This is a genomic window from Rhizobium sp. CC1099 (assembly GCF_029714385.1).
In the GTDB taxonomy this organism is placed as follows: domain Bacteria; phylum Pseudomonadota; class Alphaproteobacteria; order Rhizobiales; family Rhizobiaceae; genus Rhizobium.
Genome location: NZ_CP121642.1, coordinates 574,603 through 593,486 on the forward strand (window position 1 = coordinate 574,603; position 18,884 = coordinate 593,486).

The following is an 18,884-nucleotide window of genomic DNA, read 5'->3' on the forward strand; positions in this document are numbered from 1 at the left end:
CGGCGCTTTTGTCAGACAAGAAGCGGCCAGACGCTTGGCTTCCGAAGGCTTCTCAGCGCGACTGGGAAGGCGAGCCTTTGCGCAAGAGTTTCTCGACGTGACTGAAAGGCAGAGGTTTTCCGAAGAAATATCCCTGAATTTCGGTGCAGCCGTGCTCCCTCACTTGATCGAGCTGGTCGGTCGTTTCGACGCCTTCGGCAGTGGTCGTGATACCGAGGCTGGATCCCAGATCGACCACCGCCTTCACGATGGCGGCGCAATCCTTGGAATCTCCAAGTTCACGGATGAATGATTGATCGATCTTGATCTTGTCAAACGGAAAAAGCCTCAGATAGCTCAAGGAGGAATATCCGGTACCGAAGTCGTCCATCGCGATCCGCACTCCAAGTCCCTTGATGTGGTGCAGGGTTGCCAGGGCCGTCTTGCTGTCAGTGAGGAGGACGGATTCGGTGATTTCGAGTTCAAGCTGAAAAGCCGACAGACCGGAATCAGCAAGGGCAGATATAACCGTATGGGTAAGCGAGGGGCTTCTGAACTGGACTGGGGAAAGGTTCACCGCAACCCTTACATGCCCCGGCCAGCTTGCGGCATCTTTGCAGGCCTGGCGCAACACCCATTCCCCGAGTGGCACGATCAAGCCGGTTTCTTCCGCCAGCGGGATGAATTCAGCCGGTGAAACCAGGCCCCGCTCGGGATGGTGCCAACGCAAGAGCGCTTCGAAGCCGACAACCTCTTCGGTTCCTGCATTGACCTGCGGCTGATAGTAGATTTCGAACTGGCTCCCTGCGATAGCCTGCCGAAGGTCGACTTCGAGTTTGCGCCGCTTCTGGATGCCGGCATCCATTGCAGGCTCGAAGAAGCAATAGGTGCCTCTGCCATCCGTTTTTGCTTTGTAGAGAGCGGTGTCGGCATTCTTCAGCACACCATCTGCCGTGTCGCCGTCGTCAGGAGCTATCGCAATGCCGATGCTTACCCCGATTTGAACAGGCTGCCCCTCGACGACAAACGTTTCGCCGATAGCATTGACAAGTCTTTGTGCAAGTGCCGCGGCGCGTTCCTTCGTTTGGACCTCCTCCTGAAAGACGACGAATTCGTCGCCGCCCAGCCGAGCAATGCTATCGCCCTCACCCAGGCATGTCTTCAGCCTGTCGGTTACGGCCTTCAGCAGGAGGTCGCCGACGGCGTGCCCCAATGTATCATTCGCACGTTTGAAGTGGTCCAGATCCAGGCATAACAGCGCGCAGCGCTTGCCCCCGTTACCAAGGGCCAATTCCTTTTCAAGCTTCTCACGTAAAAGCGTGCGATTGGGCAGGCCAGTCAGCGGGTCGTGACCAGCCATGTGTTTGATCTGTTCTTCGGCGCGCACGGATTCGGTGACGTCTTCATGGGTTGCGACGTAGCCGCCGTTTTCCATCGGGTTATGTGTGATCTTTATCACCCTGCCATCCATCAAGACGATATTCTCACTGGCGGCGGAACCCTTTAGCGCGGCTTCGACGACAACATCGAAATACGCCTCCTGCTGAACCGGCGCGTTTCCAGCTGTTTGCCGATAGTCGAGGATTTGCCAAAGAGGCGTCCCCGGCCGTGTCAACGTTTCGGGCAGGTCGTACAAGCGACAATAGCCTGCGTTGCACAGCAACAGGTTCTTGTCAGCATCGAACATGCACAGACCGTGCGGCATGTTTGCCAGTGCCGCATCGAAGCGGCGGTTCTGATCGGCCATATCCTTTCTTATGCTGGCCAGCGCCGAAATATCATCGCAGCTGATCAACCATCCGCCGTCGTCCACCGGCGTGGAGGTCAGCGAGACGATCCTCTCACCGACTGAGATCTCTTGATAGAACAAGGTTGAACATGTGAGGAGATGCGTGAGCCAGCTCTCTTGACTGTCGTCAGATTGCTGCGTCCGGCCAAGGATCGGAATCTGAGCAGCCATCCTTGTCGCACTGACGCCGACTTCAATAGCCCCTTTGGGGGCCTGCAACAGTTTCCCTATCCGATCGTTGAAAATCACAACCCGTAAGTCTGCATCCAGCAGCGCGACACCCTGCTGCATAATCTCCAGAATACGGAAGGAACTAAGCATAATCTACCTTTGCAACAGCCGACATAAAACGCAACCGTAAAGTGCGCCGGATGCAATCACAATGCCTTTTTTTCAAAATTGCTCAACCAGGTCGTGTCGGCGATCGCTTCTGCGCGTGCAAACAAGCCGACACTTCCGGCATGATTGCCGTCGTGCTTCGCTCCGCAAGTGCTTATATAAGGGCCAGGTTCTGCCATTGAGAGAAACAGCGAGCTAGAGACTGACGGAGATGCTGCGAGCCTTAACGGTTCGATGCCGTCTGAACGGAGCAAAGGGTGCGGTCGAGACCGCCGCAATGCTCAGACCGCGTAGCGGTGGCGCATTGTTGCACAAGGTGCACCCAGAATTCTTGAAAACGGGTTCGTTCTGACTCCGGCGAGCGCACGACGCACCTATATCTATTAGGAGCCACGCAATGCGTTAAGCGAAGAGGAAGAACTTGAACGAGATCCACATCACCAAGCGAGAGAGGGAAATCCTGACGCTCATGTGCGACGGAAAGAGCGCGCAGGAGATTGCGATCATCCTCGGGTGCTCGGTGCATACCGTGCGAACGCATATCGAAGCGCTGAAGGATACATTTGCAGTCTACAAGGACACAGCTCTGGTGGCCGCGGCGCTAAGGACAGGCGTGATTGAATGATGAAAGTGTCACGCCTGTTCTGCAACGTGCACAGGGAAATGGCCGGCGCGGCGCGGCAGTTCGCCTGTTCCGGCTGCCGTTTGAGGGCGGCGCCATTCCTTCAGTTTGCCCGTAAACGCATTTTTTCATTTTGATGCAGGCGAAGACCCGGTATTGCATTGTCGATCGTATCGGGAATGGCTTGATTTGAAAACAGGACGGCGGCTTTCGGTATCTGGCGCATCGAGGGGGCGGGATCGCAACGATGATCGTCCAGGCATCAGCCCGGTCGACATTGCAGATCACAATTCCCGCACGGCCATGGGGCTCCTGCGCCGCTTTGGGCCGCTTACCCGCCAGGAGCTTTCCAGGCATCTTGGGCTCACGGAGCCGGCTATAACGGGGATTATGCGCCGCCTGGCCGATGCGGGTCTGGTCAGCGGGAAAAAGCGTCCCACAACTGCGCACTACACGGCGCTCGAGTTCTCGTTGCGAGCCGACGCCGCATATTCCTTGGGAATCCGCCTCGGTGCGCATGGCGGCGAAGCTGTCGTCATGGATCTTGCCGGTAGGATCCTTCAACAGCACGCCTTCACAAAACCCGAAGAAATCAAGAAGGCTGTTTTGCACATCCGGCATGCCGCTGGCCTCTCTGGCAGACTGCTGGGATGCGGCATCGCTCTCTCGGCCGGGTTGGCACTCGATCGGAAAGCCATTGAGGATAGCCTTGAATTGGACGTTGGCCCGCTCTTTTTTCTGGATGACACCGAGGCGGCGGTCAATGCCGAGCGTATGTTGGGCATAGGCGACCACGAAGGCGGTCTGGTGATCGTCATCGTCGACGAGACTGTGCGCGCCGGGCTTTTGATCGGCGGGCGGCCGTTTCGAGGTGTTCACGGATTGGCGGGCCAGATCGGCGACATGCGCTCGGGTGTTGATGGCGCGAGCCTGAACGAAGTCGCGACGTTGCCCTCGCTCAAAGAGTACCTTGCAGCCCACCCGGGCGAAACGGATGGCTGGGTGGCGATTGCTGCGCGCCATCTTCATGAGGCGGTCCTGGCGATTTCAGGATTTATCGCTCCGGGCGCCATCCTCATCGGTGGTGCTCTGCCCGACGATGTTTTCGAGGCAATCATTGCGCGCCTGTCGCGCGAACGGGACGACAAAATTCGCGATCTCGTGATCGCGCCTTGGATACCCTCCGTGCGGCGTGCGTCCTTTCCGTGGGCAGGGGTCGCCGTCGGCGCGGCATTACGGCCGTTTTCCGACACACTTTTGCCCGCTGACCGTCCATGATCTTTCGGGCGTGGCTTGGCGCGCCCTGCCAACCGTCACGCAACCGTGACCGGGTCCTGGGACTGTCGGCTGCTGATTGGATTTCGAAACCTCTGACCCGGTTCGGCGGATGGCAACCCCAGACGATGGGCAAGCGGGATTGCGGCAGCACCGAGAGCCGCGGCATCTTCCGAGCCGGCCGCCCGGTGAAGGGACGGCGCTCGTGCGCCAAGCCGGGTAATCTCCTCGTGGACGTAGACAAGCAGTTCATCGATTAGACGGACAGGAAAGCGGCCACCGATGAGAACGCCTTCCGGATCAACGATCATGCCGATATCGACAATTGCTTGGGCAAGCTTGACGCTGATCTTTCGCAGCCAGCTGCTGACGCGGCTGCGTCCCGCATTGTCGAGGTTGAGAAGATCTCCCGGGGTTGTCGCTTTGATGCCGTTGCGCTCAAGATAGTCAAACAGGATAAACAGCGAGAACATTTCGCCCAGCGGCTGGGTGCTTCCTGCAAACGGGCCATCATCAAAGACGACCGGCAGCCAGCCAATTTCTCCGCCGATTCCGCTGGCGCCTTTATGACGGACCCCATCTATGACGAGGCTGCCGCCGAGACAGGCATTGGCGAGGATGTAAAAGAAACTGCCGATTTCCGTGCCGAGACCATACTCGATTTCACCGAGTGCAGCAGCGTTGGCGTCATTGTCGATGAACACCGGATGATCGGAAATTGCCTCCAGCGCACCGCGCACGTCATAGCCAACCCATTGCCGGTATTCTGATGGAAAGCCGACGACTTTAACCTCTCCGAGCCAGTCAGGAATAGCAAGGCCAATCCCCGCCAGACGAGCTTCTTCGATGACCCTGCGGCGTCGGAAGGAGGATAGCGCGTCTGCCATCAAGCCCGCGAAGTCGTCCGGTAGCAGAAAGCGCCTTTCGTGATGGATGCGTCCGCGCACCGTGCCGGCTGCATCCACAGCGACGATCGTCAGGTGATCGCGATCGATATTCGCGCCGACCGAAAACACGCCTTCGGGATCGATCTCCAGCTCGATGGCAGGTTGTCCGCGCAGGCCGTGCCTGCGGCGCGCCTCCATAACGAGACCTTCATCGAGCAATCGATCCACGATGCGGGTGACGGCTTGTTTCGTCAGCCGCGATTGGTGGGCAAGCTCCGTGCGCGAGATCGGGGCGCCGCGATGAATTGCGGCGAGAATCATGGCCCGATTGGCCGCCGCAGCCTGCTCCGTATTCGAGCCCGACAGTATCAATCCCGGTATCCCTTCGCCGTGACCTAATCTCAACGCAAACTAGGCGATTGTAGTGGATGCGAAAAGCGCCCCAAGAGCGCTGTTGCATCGAGCCGTATCGCATCAAGTCCTGGCTATTCGCCAGCTCTTGACCTCAAAGGGGCGCAAACCGGCATTCGGCACCTCCATCGGCTCTTCGAGGATACTGACGACGCCCATGTTCTGCCAGCGCGGCGGAAGGCGTAACTCAAAATTCCCGCGCCGCCCGGCAGGCTCGTACACGCGCACGATGAGGCCATCGCCGTCCTCCGAGGGCTTGACGGCGGAAAGTGCCGCATCAATCCCGACGGCGGCAAGCGGCTGCCATCTGCCCGTTGCGCGATCTGTGACGGCGACGGCCAACAGCGGTTGGTTTAGATCTTCGGCCTCCTCCCTCACACCCCCTTCGTACCACGTGCCCTCATGTGGCATCAGTGAATAGGTGAAAGTCTGGATGCCTTCGTCGGCAAGCGGATCGGGATAGACCGGCGCGCGCAGGAGGGAGAGGCCCAGGACATTGCCGCGCACGCTGTGGCCATACTTTGCGTCATTGAGGATGGCAACGCCAAAACCAGGCTCCGAAAGATCGGCAAAGCGGTGGGCAGGTGCTTCGAACATCGCAGCGTCCCAGGACGTGTTCGAATGGGTCGGACGTTCCACGACCCCGTAGGCGCATTCGCAGGTCGCCCTCGCGTGACGCACGGCAACGCCCGTGAGCGTGCGAAGGAAGACACGTCGGTCATGCCAGTCGAGTTCTGTCTGTATGTCCAGCCGCCGCGCGTTGGCACCAAGCGACAGAACCTGCGTGACGCGCGAGTGGCGCCAGGTTCGAACGATCTTGATCGCCGCCCGGTGGGGACCGTTCTCAATCAGTTCAAGGCTGTCGAGATGAGTGATCTCTTCGCCACGAGCCGCGTAGTCTTCTTCGACATCCCAGGCGTCCCAATTGCGCGGCTTGTCGGCAGGATAGACGAAAAGCCGATTGCCGCAGCCCTCAAGCGCCTCACGGCCTGTTGGCTTGTGCAAAATGCTGGCGATCGAGCCGTCGTTGGCAAGCCTCACTTTCAGGACAGCGTTTTCCAGATAGTCGCGCCCAACCGAAAGGCCGGTCTTTGGCTGGAGAGCTTCGGTCGCCAGAACAGCAATCCCAAGCGGCGCGATCTGTCCCTCGGCCGAGATTGTGCTGCCGTCTGATAGCGTCAAGCGGATGGGACGCTCAGACAGCGACGGATTGACCACCAGAACATTGTTGCCTTCTCCAACCGGCAGTTGCGCGGCTATCGATTCCATCGCCGCCATTTGAGTTGAGCGCGCCTCTGCCACGACTGCGTCGAGTTCGTTGGCGGCATCGACATAGACCTCGGCAATCGAGGAGCCGGGCAGGATGTCATGAAACTCGTTCTTTAAGACGACACGCCATGGGCGCTCCATTGATGCCGGCTGCTCGCCCCCCAGAAGATAAGCAAGGCCGGCCAGCGTCTCGGCGGTAACCAGACTGCGCTCTGCTTTTCGGTGCAGCCGCTTAACGGCGCTCTGACTTGTGAGCGTTGCGCGGTGCAGTTCGAGATAGATTTCGCCTTGCCAGACTGTCAGGTCCTTCCTGGCTGCCGTGTCATGCGCATCCTTGAAGAAGTCGTGGACCCTTGTCCAGCGTGCTTGCGGCAAAGCCGGGAAGAAGCGCAGTTGCTCTTCCCGCATAATCATTTCCGGCGTCACGCCGCCGCCGCCATCGCCATAGCCCACAGCAAGCAGCGTGGTTTCGTGCTTGTCCTTCTGGCGGAAGTTCTTCCAGGTCGGCACGAAACAATCCGGGCGCACGAAGCCATTGTAGCCCTGCATCGGATTGTCGAATGTGTGGGCAAGGACCCTGCTGCCATCGAGCCCTTCCCACCAGAAGAGGTCGGCCGGGAACTGATTGGTTTCCGACCAGTTGACCTTGATCGTGAAGAAGCTGTTCATGCCGCCTTGACGCAGGAGCTGGGGCAGGGCGCCGGAAAAACCGAAGCAATCGGGAAGCCAGCAGACGGTATGGCGAATCCCGAAGGTCTTTTCGAAATAGCGCTGGCCATAAAGGATCTGCCTGCTGAGGCTCTCGCCGGTCGGCATGTTGGTGTCGGGTTCGACCCACATGCCACCAAGCGTTTCCCATTGGCCTGCCTTTGCCCGCTCGATGATGCGCGCCAGCAAGCCTGGATCGTCTTCGGCAATCTGCGCATAGTAGTGGGCTGTGGACTGATTAAAGCGGAAATCGGACGATTGCTCCATGAGCGACAACGCCGTGTGGAATGTACGGCGCATCTTCCGCCGGGTTTCGCTGTAAGGCCAAAGCCATGCAAGATCGATATGCGCATGCCCGGTCAGTGCGATTGCGCCTTGCGGCGGAAAACGCTCGCGCAGTTGCTTGAGCTGTCCAACAAGTGTTTCGTAGGCTTCGAGCACGCTGGCCCGCTGGCTCTGATTAAGACCTTCAGGTGAAACCTCAAGTGGCGGCAACTGCCAGATCTTCTGCTGGACCGGCGAGGGCGCCGTACGCGCGACATAGGCGGCGGTGGCCGACGGCCAGTCGAGGCCGCGCATGGCGTGTTCGGCGACATCCAGGAGATGCGGAATGACCTCGTGGCCGTCGAGGATTTCGGCCGCCTCGGTGATCTGCCGCAAGAGCAGCCAGAGCCTGTCAACGGCAGTGTCCAGCCAGATGACTGCACCACGTTCCAACCTCGGGTGCCGCACGGGTTCTCCAAAGGGCAGGCGCGCGACAGTTTCGGAAGAGATGCGGATGCTGCGCGAAGGGACAAGGAATTCCCGGTGATAGGGATCGAGGCCGAGCCGTGTCTCATTGCCCGTCTCGTCGGCGATCGTGATCAGGCTTTCGCCGCCAAGGTCAAGCACGAGCCGAGCGTCGTCAAGGGGCCAATGGCCGGGCAAGGTGATTGCGCCGGAAAAGCGCACCGTGCCGTTTTTGCGTGGCCATGAGTCGCCGATTGCGATCGGCTCTCCTTCAAAGGTCCAGCCGTCTATCTCAATTGTTTCGCGCGAACGCCAGTATTCCAGCTCTGCGATACGGACGCGAATGCGGTCGAGGCGTTGGGTCAGAGTAAGCGTCATGATGAGATCCTGAGATGTGAATGCAATGTCAGCCCTTGACGGCGCCCTCCGTCATGGCGCCGAGGATGAGCCGCTGGAGGGCGAGAAAGGCAACAATGGCTGGAACGACCGATACAAGGCAGGCCGCCGCCAGCAACTGGAGGGAGGAGTCGTTTTGTGTTCCGGCATACTGGAATATCCCGACGCCAATGGGCATGAGCGATTCCTTGCTGATGAGAAGAAATGGGACGAGAAACTGCGACCAGCCGGCGATGACCGAGATGATGAAGGCTGAGGCGATGCCTGGTGCCGACAAGGGAAGGATGATGCGCCAAAAGACGCTAAAATGACCGCAGCCGTCAATGACGGCAGCTTCGTCGAGGCTCTTCGGAATGCCGTCGATTGAGCCCTTCAATATCCACGTCACCATTGGTACCGCGAGTGCAATATAAACCATCGTTGCACCGAAATGGCTGTCGGTAAGGTGAAGTGCTGCCATATAGCGGTAGAGCGGCACCATGATCACAAGCGGTGAAATCATCTGAAAGGCGAGCAGGACCATCATCCAAGCTCCCTTGCCGCGAAACGGAAATCGGGAGAAGGCATAAGCTGCAGGCAGCGCCACGATCAGGCAGCCGATTGCGCTGCACGAGGACAGGATCAACCCATTCCAAAGATATCCTGCAAACTTGTCGGAGGATAAGATGGCACCGAAATTTTCCAAAGTTGGCGCTTTGGGGATGAGACGGCTCACGCCCAGAAAGATTTCCTTGCGCGTTCTTAGCGCAAGCGACAGCGGCCAAAGCAACGGCCAGGCGAAGAAAAGAAACGTTATAGCAAGGAACAGATAGCTTAGCGCATCGCCAATGCGATCTTGTCTGAGAGGCCTCAAGTCGGTTCTCCTCTTGGCAGAAAACGGGCATAGACGAGTGCAAGGCCAAGGCTGATTGTAAGCATCAGGATCGACAAGACCGCGCCGGCTGCAAGGTCGTAATTTCGGAACACGACATTGAAGGTGTATAGCGAGAGAACCTCGGTCGCGCGGCCGGGGCCGCCGCCGGTGAGCGAAATGATTGCGTCAAACGTGTTCAGGGTCTGGATCGTGATGAGGATCATGTTGACGAGGATAGCGGTCCGCAGCTGGGGTAGAGTGATATAGATCAGCCGTTGCCACGGATTTGCGCCGTCGACTTCGGCAGCCTCGTAAAGAACAGGATCGATGGCCTTGCTCGCCGCATACATCACAACCATCGAGAACGCCGTGCCGCGCCAGACATTGGAAATTACGACCGACCACATGACCATGTGCGGATCCGACAACCACTGCACAGCCGGAACGCCGATCAGGCGCAAGAGACTGTTCAATCCGCCAAACGGCGCTTCGTTGAAAAGCATTTTCCAGATGATGCCGCCGGCAATGCCCGGAACAACCCAGGCGACGAGGGCTGTTGTTCGCACGATCGTCGAGCCGAAGAGCCGGCGCTTTTCGCTGTGCAAAACAATCAAGGCGATGAAAAGCCCGAAGAATTGCTGCACAACGACGCTCGACGCGGTGAAGACGAATGTCACCCACAGGATTTGCAAGAGCTCGGGCTTTGACAATGTGGTGACGATCGTCTGCAGCGTATATTCTTCGTCCGTGCCAAGCAGCGAGACGTTGGTGAACGCAAAACGAAAGACGTCAAGCAAGGGGTAAAGATAAAAGACGCCAAGGACAAGAATGAGCGGCATAAGCCAAGGCAGCGGGGAGGGACTATGGCGTCCGGCGGCTTTCCTGCCGATCCTCTGGGGGCCTCTGGCGGCAATGCTTGCATCCATCATCGGTCCGATCCGGCCATTTCATCGTTAGGCAGCGGTTGCACGGGCTTCCTGGCGGCACGAGGCGTTCCGGCCCGCGCCGCCAGGTGGTGTTCAGCTGCGTTTGAAGGCGCTAAGCGAAGCGCCGAATGCCTCGTCCACGGCGGCCTCGGTTGGCTGGACGCCCGTCAGCACCTTGCCCATCATGATCTGAATCTGATTTGAGATTTCAGGATAGACGGGTGCGCCGGGCCTTGCCTGCCCGAACTTCAGCGCTGCCGCAAAGGTCTTGTTGGCGTCTGAGGAAAACACCTCGTATTTGTCATAGAGATCGGCGCGGGTCGGAAGCTGTTCCTGCAGCGCATTGGCAGGTCCCATATAGATATCGCGGGCAAGTTCTGCGCAGAGCTTCACCTTTTCAGTGTCCTTGCTGAAAGCCGCCACCGTCCAGCCGCCCGTGCCCGTTGAGCGCTGGTCCGCTGCCGGGCCAGGAAGCGGGGAAAAAGCCCATTTCGCGAATTCATCGGCATCAAGCGCTGTTTTGAGCTGCGCGTATTGCCAGTTGCCACCGACGAATAGCGCCGTCGTGCCGGCCGCAGCCGCTGCATTGAAGTCGTCATAGTTGCCGATTGTCGCCACGCGTTTCGGAGCGGCTCCGGACTCAACGAGATCGCGGTAATAGTTGACGGCTTTGATGAACTTGTCGCGATTTTCGCCCTCGCCAAAGATCGGCTTGCCATCGTCATCCACCAATTTGCCGCCTTGGGCCCAGAAATTGGCGAGCCAGTCGAATGTTGTTCCTTCATAGCGGCCGCCGTTGAACAGAACGCCTTCCATTCCCTGCTCGACCGAGGAAAGGGCCGCCTTCTTCAAGTCGTCCCAGGTCTGTGGCGCATCAGGAACAATTTCCTTGTTGCGGTAAAGGACACGAAGGTCCGTCGACCACCACCATGCGTAGATGTTGCCGTCCGAGCCGGTTATGCCTTCGCGGATAAAGGGGAAGAGCTGGTCAATTTCCTCTTTGGTGAAGTAAGGTGAGAAGGACTGCAAGACGCCGGCTTTCTTGAAGAGCGGCAACACGAAGGAATCGACGGCTGCACAATCGGGGGCCGATCCCGATTTGGCCTGCTCGAGCATGCGCGCTTGTTCCTGTCCGATATCCCCCGACATCATCTGCAACTCGATCTGCCAGTCGGAATGCTTGCCGATGAAGTCGTTGAACAGCTTGCTGTAGCCTTGGGCGTAAGCCGGCTCGTTGTTGCGCGGACCATCCGTGGTCATCCGGAAAATTAGCTTGTTGGGTGCGTCGGACTTGCCGACGATGTCGCCCGTGATGGCCTCTTGTGCCGGGCTGTCATGCGGCGCGGCTAAGAAAGTGGTCGCCGCCAGTGCAAGAATGAGTGCTGTATTCCTCACGAGTATCTCCTCCCGGGTCAGGATCCGATTTGAGCCGCTGCCTCCAACAACGCTCCGATCCGCGAAAATAGATTAAGTCACATTCATTTGGTGTCAAGGTTCGATCGGGCTGGAAATATTGATCAAAAAAATATCGCTTCTGTCGGCTCCCCCGGACTGAAAAAAGGCTCTGGCTCCAATGTCTTTACGAGCAAGCAGGCAATACGGAAATTCCCTGTGTCATTTCCGGCGGCGACGCGCTGAGATCTCAGCCTGGACCCGATCATGTCGATCGATGTCTGGCGTTGCCGATGCTTGCATACATGCCCGTGGTTCGAAACTCTGTGGGCGTGATGCCGTAAACGCGGCGGAAGACCTTGGAAAAATAGTTGGAATCTTCGAAGCCGCACATGATCGAGACCTCCTTGACCGGCAGGAAGTCGGCCTTCGTCAAAAGTTTTGCCGCACGCTGCAGCCTTTGCTGCAGCACATATTCGGCAGGCGGCATGCCTTCGCTTTCCGCGAAGCTGCGGGAAAAATGCGCGCGGCTGAGGCCGACGATGCCCGCAAGTTCGCTCACCGGCAATGGCTGGTCGAGATTGGCGTGGATATGATCGATCACCGGCTGCATGGCGCTGAGGTCTGCCGCAAAAGCCGGAGAACCGAAGACGTCGTCATAAAGCGCCATGGCCGCCTCATAAGCGATCGCCGACGCTGCTCCGGGCGTTGAAGCACCCTTGACAAGGCGAAGGCTGCAGTCGGCGAGATGATCAATGGTCGATGGCTTGAGCCTTAGAACCGGACCGGCCAGCCCAAGTACCATCTTGTGGATTCTCAGCGTCTCCTCACCGTGCATCGATATCCAGAAATATTCCCAACGGTCGCCCTTTTCGAGCCAGTAGCGGTGATTGTGTGGCACGAGAACCAAAAGCGTATCGCCGCTTTGGAGCCTGTAATTGCGGTTCTGGTAGCGTAGGCGGCCCGTGCCGCTGATTGTGTGCTGCAGCACGGTAAAGGGGGTCTGGCCGCGCCGCCTGCCGTCCCAGTCGTAGACTTCGTTTTCCCGCACCTCATAGCCAGCACTCGTCGGCATGGCGTGCAGGCGCTGGCGCCCACGCGGCAGGGAGATTGTCCTCATGGACTGGCCGTTGGCGATCAAATCCCGCAGCACAAAATTACCCTCGAAAGCATAATCCTTCTCTGGCCACCTCCGCGAATATCCGCATAATCCCCCTTCATTAGAGGAAGAGATTGCGGTCGAGAGAACGGCCGGGAGGAAATATAGGCGTTATTTATGCTTTTTCGGACTGCATGCGCCGGCATGTGGTCTTTCCTCTCCTGCCCGTCCTTTACCTAGCATCTGATCAGGTTGAGGTGAAGATTATGAGTTTCAAAATCGCTATCATCGGGGCAGGCAGCGTCGGCTTCACCAAGAAGCTGTTTACGGACATCTTGTGCGTTCCCGAGTTCAAGGATGCCGAATTCGCGCTGACGGATCTCAGTGAACATAACCTTCAGATGATCAAGGCGATCCTCGACAAGATCGTTCAATCGAACAAGCTGCCGACCAGGGTCACGGCGACGACCGACCGCCGCAAGGCACTCGAAGGCGCTCGCTACATCATCAGCTGCGTGCGCGTCGGGGGGCTCGAAGCCTATGCCGACGATATCCGCATTCCGCTGAAATATGGCATCGACCAATGCGTCGGCGATACGATCTGCGCCGGTGGCATCCTTTATGGGCAGCGCAACATTCCCGTCATTCTCGATTTTTGTAGGGACATCCGCGAAGTCGCTGAACCCGGCGCAAAATTCCTGAACTATGCAAACCCGATGGCGATGAATACGTGGGCTGCGATCGAATATGGCAAGGTCGATACGGTCGGTCTGTGCCACGGGGTGCAGCATGGGGCCGAACAGATTGCCGAGGTTCTCGGCGCAAGGTCGCTTTCGGATCTCGATTACGTCTGCTCCGGCATCAATCATCAGACCTGGTTCATCGACCTGCGCCTCAACGGCCGCAAGATCGGCAAGGACGAACTTTTTGCGGCCTTCGAAGCGCATCCGGTCTATTCGCAGCAGGAGAAGCTGCGCATCGATGTTTTGAAGCGCTTCGGCGTCTATTCGACGGAAAGCAACGGGCACCTTTCCGAATATCTGCCGTGGTATCGCAAGCGTCCGGAGGAAATCACCAAGTGGATCGACATGTCCGACTGGATCCACGGTGAGACAGGCGGCTATCTCCGTCACTCGACGGAAACGCGCAACTGGTTCGAGACGGAGTTCCCGCAGTTTCTTGAATCGGCGTCGAAGCCAATCGATCCGTCCAGGCGCTCCAACGAGCATGCAAGCCATATCCTTGAGGCGTTGGAGACCAACCGGGTCTATCGCGGCCACTTCAATGTCAAGAACAATGGCGTCATCACCAACTTGCCGGCCGACGCTGTCATCGAGTCGCCCGGTTTCGTCGATCGCTTCGGCATCAACATGGTCTCCGGCATCACCCTTCCGGAAGCCTGTGCGGCAACGTGCATCTCGTCGATCAACGTTCAGCGCATGTCCGTCCATGCGGCGATCAGCGGCGATATCGAACTGTTGAAGCTTGCGGTGCTGCACGACCCCTTGGTCGGCGCCGTCTCGACGCCCGAAGAGGTCTGGCAGATGGTCGATGAAATGGTCGTGGCTCAAGCCCGCTGGCTGCCGCAATATGCCGACGCTGTGCCGGCTGCGCAGGAGCGTCTGTCGAAATCGAGCGTGAAGACGCGTGATTGGGCCGGCGCTGCTCGTCGCAGCGTGCGCTCGATCGAGGAGCTGCGCGCCGAAAAGGCGGCCTTGAAACAGGCCGTTTGAACTTCGTGGAAGGCGGGTTGCGGCGGTTTTCCGGGAGGAAAAGCTGTCGCCTCAGACCTGATTTCACGCCGCTAGAGGAGAACGGAGAGCGCAAGCGCTCCGAACAAGAGGGAGAGACGATGAGACATTTTCGCAAAATTGGCGTTCTCGCCGGACTGGCGCTGAGCGTCTCGGCCGCGGCCTTGAATGCCTATGCATCCGAACCGACCGTTCCGCCGGCGCCGGCACCGTTTCCGGCTGAAGGCAAGATCAAATACGTTGCCCGCGACTCCATTTTGGAGTTCAAGGCGCTGCCGGAATATAACGAGCCCGACTGGGTGAAGAAGAATTTCGTCGACACTGGCAAGCTTCCGCCGGTCAAGGATCGGCTTCCAAAGGAGCCGCTGGTCTTCAAGACCGAAAACATGCCCGATGGTATCGGCGTATACGGCGATACGATGCGCCATGTCATCGGCGGGCGGCCGGAAGGGTGGAACTACGGCGCGGGCCAGACGCAGGGCTGGGGCGGTATCGATATCGGCCTTTCGGAATGCTTGACGCGCACCGCACCGCTCTTCCAGGTGGAGGCCAAGGATACCGAGCCGCTTCCGAACCTTGCCAAGAGCTGGGAGTGGTCCGAGGACGGCCACAAGCTGACGATGCATCTGATCGAAGGCGCGAAGTGGTCAGACGGTGCCCCTTTCAACGCCGATGACATCATGTTCTACTGGGAAGACGAGGTTATCGACCCGAACGTCTCGCCCCTCGGCGGGGGCGCATCGCCGGAAGCCTTCGGCACCGGCACGACCCTGAAGAAGATCGATGATTATACCGTCGAATGGACCTTCAAGGAGGCCTTCCCGAAACAATATCTCTACACGATGGCCTATCCCAACTTCTGCCCGGGTCCATCGCATCTCCTGAAGCCGCAGCATCCCAAATATTCGAAGAACACGTACGACCAGTTCAAGAATGCGTTCCCGCCAGAATATATGAATATGCCGGTGATGGGCGCCTGGGCGCCTGTCGAATACCGGCCGGACGACATCATCGTGCTGCGCCGCAATCCCTATTATTGGAAGGTCGACGAAAAGGGCAACCAACTCCCCTATCTCAACGAGCTGCACTACAAGCTTTCGACCTGGGCGGACCGTGACGTTCAGGCGGTCGCGGGCTCGGGCGACTTCTCGAACCTCGAACAGCCTGAGAATTTCGTTGCTTCGCTGAAACGTGCTGCCGAAAAAACGGCACCCGCCCGTCTCGCCTTCGGCCCCCGGTTGATTGGCTATAACCTGCGCATGAATTTCTCGGCCAACGGCTGGGGCGATCCGGATGCGCGTGGCCAGGCGATCCGCGAGCTGAACCGCAACGAGGATTTCCGCAAGGCTGTCACGATGGCGTTCGACCGCAAAGCCATCGGCGATTCGCTCGTCAAGGGACCTTTCACGGCCATCTACGCCGGCGGCTTGTCCTCCGGCACGAGTTTTTACGATCGGCAATCGACCCTCTACTATCCATACGACCTTAAGGGCGCGAAGGCCGGACTTGCCAAGGCGGGCCTGAAGGATACGGATGGCGACGGCTTCGTGAACTTCCCCGCCGGGCAGGCGGGCGGAAAGAACGTCGAAATCGTGCTGCTCGTCAACAACGACTATGCCACCGACAAGAGCCTCGCAGAAGGCGTCGTCGGCCAGATGGAGAAGCTAGGCCTCAAGATCATTATCAATGCGCTCGACGGACCGAAGCGCGATGATGCGCACTATGCCGGCCGCTTCGACTGGCTGATCCAGCGCAACACCACGGAACTGGCTTCGGTCGTGCAAAATACAGAGCAACTCGCCCCTGTCGGCCCGCGCACCAGCTGGCATCACCGTGCCGGCAAGGACGACCAGCTCGACCTGATGCCCTTCGAGAAAGAGCTTGTCGATATCGTCAACAAATTCAGGACAAGCCAGGACAATGACGAGCGGGTCAGGCTGATGAAAGAGTATCAGAAGCTTTCGACGGAGCACGTGAACACCGTCGGCCTCACGGAATATCCGGGGGCACTGATCATCAACAAGCGCTTCTCGAACATCCCGCAGGGCACACCGATCTTCATGTTCAACTGGGCTGAAGATTCCGTCATCCGCGAACGCCTGTGGGTGGCTGCCGACAAGCAGCAGAAATATGAACTTTTCCCCGAGCAACTTCCCGGCAAGCCGGGAGAAAAGGGTCCGCTGAACTAGTGCTCCCTCCCAAATGAAAGTGAGCTTCCGGCCGCGCGTGGCGCGCGGCCGGTCATAACCAACAAGCCGGCCGCGCTGCCGAAGAGCGACTGGCGGCAAGGAGAAGCGAACCGTCCGATGTTACGATTCCTGCTCGTGCGCATAGCCTCAGCGATCCCTGTGCTCCTCATCCTGAGCGTGGTGACCTTCGCGATCATTCAGGCACCGCCTGGCGATTACTCCGATTACATTCGCTCCCAGCTCATCAACCAGAGCGGAGCCTCCTATGCGCAGGCGGAGGCGCAGGCCCAGGCCTACCGCGTCGAGCACGGCCTTGATCAACCGATGGTCATCCAATACTTCAACTGGATCGGCGGTATCGTCACCCGCGGCGATTTCGGCTACAGCATGTACTATAACAAGCCGGTTGCCGACGTCGTCGGAGAGCGCCTGCCGCGCACGCTGCTCTTGGCCCTCGTGTGCCATCTCTTTGCCTCCGTGCTCGGCATCACCTTCGGCATCTGGGCGGCGACACGCCAATATTCCTGGATCGACAGCCTTCTTTCCGGCATTTCATTTCTCGGCATGACGGTGCCGCGCTTCTTGATGGCGCTGATCATCGTCTACCTGCTGGTTTTCCAATTCAACATTTCCGAGATCGGCAGCTTCTTTTCGCCGCAATACGGCGGCGCGCCATGGTCGTGGGCGAAGTTCGTCGATCTGGTCAGTCATGTCTGGCCAGTCGTTGCGATCGCCACATTCGGGGGACTCGCCTACAATATGCGCGTCATGCGCGGCAATCTCCTTGATACGCTGAACGCGCAATATGTCGAAACGGCCAAGGCGAAAGGGTTGACCGGCAGCGCGGTCGTCATGCGCCATGCGGTGCCCAACGCGCTGCATCCACTCGTCATGTACCAGGGCGTCGTGCTTCCCTACATGCTGACGGGAGAAATCGAGACGGCGATCATTTTCGCCCTGCCGACCGTCGGTCCTGCCATCGTCGGCTCTATGGCGATTGGCGATGTCTATGTTACCGCGACCTTCATGATGGTGCTGTCGGCAACGCTGATTGTCGGCAACATCATCGCCGATATGCTGCTTGCCCTGCTCGACCCGCGTGTCCGTCAGTCTGTAGGAGCCTGATATGTTCGCCTTCGACTCCTCCCTGCCACCACCGCACGAAGAAACCATCAAGAAGCCGCCGCACGGCAACGAAAGCTACATCGCGCTCGTGTGGCGCCGTCTGAATCGCTCCTGGACAGGCATGATGGGCCTCATCCTCGTCGGGCTGCTGATCATCATGGCCGTGTTTGCGGATTTCTTCGCGCCGATGGATCCGAAGGCAACCGATGTGGGCTTCGCGCCGCCGCAGGCCATCAGCTTCCACGACAAGGATGGCAACTTCGTCTTTCAGCCGCGCGTCTATGCGCTCGCCGATTCCGAAGAACTCGACCCCGTCACCTTCCAGCCGATCGTCGGTCCGGATTATGACAATCCCCGCTACCTCGGCTTCTTCGTGAAAGGGGCGGACTACAAGCTTTTCGGCCTCATCCCGGCGAACCGGCATTTCTTCGGTTCGACAGATGGCCAACCCGCGCATTTTCTCGGCACCGACAAATTTGGACGCGACGTGCTTTCGCGCGCAATCATCGGCTCGCGCATTTCGCTGGTGATCGCTCTCACCGTCGTCTTTATCGTCACGCTCGTCGGCACGACCGTCGGTATGGTCTCCGGTTACTTCGGCGGCACATTCGACATCTGGGTTCAGCGCTTCGTCGAACTGGTTCTCGCATTTCCTCAACTGCCGCTTTATCTGGCGCTGACGTCGCTGATCCCGGTGACGGCTCCGACCAACGTCTTCCTTGCCTTCGTCATCGTCGTCATGTCGGCACTCGGCTGGGCGCAGATGTCGCGGGAGGTTCGCGGCAAGACGCTGGCATTGGCGCGCATCGACTATGTGCGGGCGGCGATGGCCGTCGGGGCGACTGACCGGCGCATCATCTTCCAGCACATCTTTCCGAACGTGATGAGCCACGTGATCGTATCGGTGACACTGCACATCCCGAGCGTCGTGCTGCTCGAATCCTTCCTCGGTTTCTTGGGCTTTGCGGTGAAGCCGCCACTGATCTCCTGGGGTCTCATGCTGCAGGATACGGCGAATTACTCCGTCATCGGCACCTACCCTTGGATCCTTGCCCCTGTCGGCTTTGTGCTTGTGACCGTCTTTGCCTTCAATGCGCTGGGCGATGGCCTGCGCGACGCAGTCGATCCTTATTGAGGTGGTGAAG

13 protein-coding genes and 1 pseudogene are annotated in these 18,884 nt (G+C 58.7%); 7 read left to right on the plus strand and 7 right to left on the minus strand.

Annotated elements, in window-relative coordinates; genetic code table 11:
• Positions 1-52 precede the first annotated feature (52 nt).
• Complete coding sequence (locus QA644_RS23925; RefSeq protein ID WP_283073586.1) at positions 53-2,089, minus strand: EAL domain-containing protein; 2,037 nt, start codon at positions 2,087-2,089, stop codon at positions 53-55.
• 487 nt (positions 2,090-2,576) lie between these two features.
• Between QA644_RS23925 and QA644_RS23930 the strand changes: the two genes are divergently transcribed.
• From QA644_RS23930 to QA644_RS35215, 3 genes and pseudogenes are all read left to right on the plus strand, one after another.
• On the plus strand, positions 2,577-2,732 hold the full coding sequence (locus tag QA644_RS23930; protein WP_074065708.1) for a helix-turn-helix transcriptional regulator: 156 nt from the start codon (positions 2,577-2,579) through the stop codon (positions 2,730-2,732).
• Between the two features lie 300 nt (positions 2,733-3,032).
• A pseudogene (locus QA644_RS35210) lies at positions 3,033-3,107 on the plus strand (hypothetical protein); the annotation flags it as partial.
• 399 nt (positions 3,108-3,506) lie between these two features.
• Positions 3,507-4,007, plus strand: coding sequence for a hypothetical protein (locus tag QA644_RS35215; protein WP_349254149.1), 501 nt, complete (start codon positions 3,507-3,509; stop codon positions 4,005-4,007).
• 35 nt (positions 4,008-4,042) lie between these two features.
• Here the strand turns inward: QA644_RS35215 and QA644_RS23940 are convergent, their stop codons facing one another.
• From QA644_RS23940 to QA644_RS23965, 6 genes are all read right to left on the minus strand, one after another.
• Positions 4,043-5,212, minus strand: coding sequence for an ROK family transcriptional regulator (locus QA644_RS23940; protein WP_083636049.1), 1,170 nt, complete (start codon positions 5,210-5,212; stop codon positions 4,043-4,045).
• Between the two features lie 153 nt (positions 5,213-5,365).
• A complete protein-coding gene (locus tag QA644_RS23945; RefSeq protein WP_283073587.1) occupies positions 5,366-8,386 on the minus strand; it encodes a glycoside hydrolase family 38 C-terminal domain-containing protein in 3,021 nt (1,006 codons plus the stop codon).
• A 28-nt stretch (positions 8,387-8,414) separates the two neighbouring features.
• Complete coding sequence (locus tag QA644_RS23950) at positions 8,415-9,257, minus strand: carbohydrate ABC transporter permease (protein ID WP_283073588.1); 843 nt, start codon at positions 9,255-9,257, stop codon at positions 8,415-8,417.
• The gene (locus QA644_RS23955; RefSeq protein ID WP_156886669.1) at positions 9,254-10,183 is read right to left on the minus strand and encodes a sugar ABC transporter permease; all 930 of its coding nucleotides are present in this window, start codon (positions 10,181-10,183) and stop codon (positions 9,254-9,256) included. Before QA644_RS23955 ends, QA644_RS23950 begins: the two co-directional genes overlap by 4 nt.
• 93 nt (positions 10,184-10,276) lie before the next feature.
• Entirely contained in the window at positions 10,277-11,578 is a 1,302-nt protein-coding gene (locus QA644_RS23960) for an extracellular solute-binding protein (RefSeq protein ID WP_074071521.1), read from the minus strand.
• 262 nt (positions 11,579-11,840) lie between these two features.
• On the minus strand, positions 11,841-12,728 hold the full coding sequence (locus QA644_RS23965) for an AraC family transcriptional regulator (RefSeq protein WP_074071522.1): 888 nt from the start codon (positions 12,726-12,728) through the stop codon (positions 11,841-11,843).
• A gap of 212 nt (positions 12,729-12,940) precedes the next feature.
• Here QA644_RS23965 and QA644_RS23970 point away from each other — a divergent pair, with 212 nt between their 5' ends.
• From QA644_RS23970 to QA644_RS23985, 4 genes are all read left to right on the plus strand, one after another.
• Positions 12,941-14,407, plus strand: coding sequence for an alpha-glucosidase/alpha-galactosidase (locus tag QA644_RS23970; RefSeq protein ID WP_283073589.1), 1,467 nt, complete (start codon positions 12,941-12,943; stop codon positions 14,405-14,407).
• Between the two features lie 119 nt (positions 14,408-14,526).
• Positions 14,527-16,614 (plus strand): ABC transporter substrate-binding protein, encoded by a 2,088-nt coding sequence (locus QA644_RS23975; RefSeq protein WP_283073590.1) that lies wholly within the window; start codon positions 14,527-14,529, stop codon positions 16,612-16,614.
• A 117-nt stretch (positions 16,615-16,731) separates the two neighbouring features.
• Positions 16,732-17,739: an ABC transporter permease gene (locus QA644_RS23980; RefSeq protein ID WP_283073591.1), complete on the plus strand. Its 1,008-nt coding sequence runs from the start codon at positions 16,732-16,734 to the stop codon at positions 17,737-17,739.
• Between the two features lies 1 nt (position 17,740).
• Positions 17,741-18,874 carry an ABC transporter permease gene (locus QA644_RS23985; RefSeq protein ID WP_283073592.1) on the plus strand — a complete coding sequence of 378 codons (1,134 nt, stop codon included), beginning with the start codon at positions 17,741-17,743 and terminating at the stop codon, positions 18,872-18,874.
• The last annotated feature ends 10 nt before the right edge of the window (positions 18,875-18,884 follow it).

Excerpts from the sequence above, each read along its gene's own strand:
- QA644_RS23925 (WP_283073586.1), bottom strand. The coding sequence starts at position 2,089 with ATGCTTAGTTCCTTCCGTATTCTGGAGATTATGCAGCAGGGTGTCGCG.
- QA644_RS23985 (WP_283073592.1), top strand. The coding sequence starts at position 17,741 with ATGTTCGCCTTCGACTCCTCCCTGCCACCACCGCACGAAGAAACCATC.
- QA644_RS23970 (WP_283073589.1), top strand. The coding sequence starts at position 12,941 with ATGAGTTTCAAAATCGCTATCATCGGGGCAGGCAGCGTCGGCTTCACC.
- QA644_RS23975 (WP_283073590.1), top strand. The coding sequence starts at position 14,527 with ATGAGACATTTTCGCAAAATTGGCGTTCTCGCCGGACTGGCGCTGAGC.
- QA644_RS23980 (WP_283073591.1), top strand. The coding sequence starts at position 16,732 with ATGTTACGATTCCTGCTCGTGCGCATAGCCTCAGCGATCCCTGTGCTC.
- QA644_RS23940 (WP_083636049.1), bottom strand. The coding sequence starts at position 5,212 with ATGATTCTCGCCGCAATTCATCGCGGCGCCCCGATCTCGCGCACGGAG.
- QA644_RS23930 (WP_074065708.1), top strand. The coding sequence starts at position 2,577 with ATGTGCGACGGAAAGAGCGCGCAGGAGATTGCGATCATCCTCGGGTGC.
- QA644_RS23945 (WP_283073587.1), bottom strand. The coding sequence starts at position 8,386 with ATGACGCTTACTCTGACCCAACGCCTCGACCGCATTCGCGTCCGTATC.
- QA644_RS23955 (WP_156886669.1), bottom strand. The coding sequence starts at position 10,183 with ATGGATGCAAGCATTGCCGCCAGAGGCCCCCAGAGGATCGGCAGGAAA.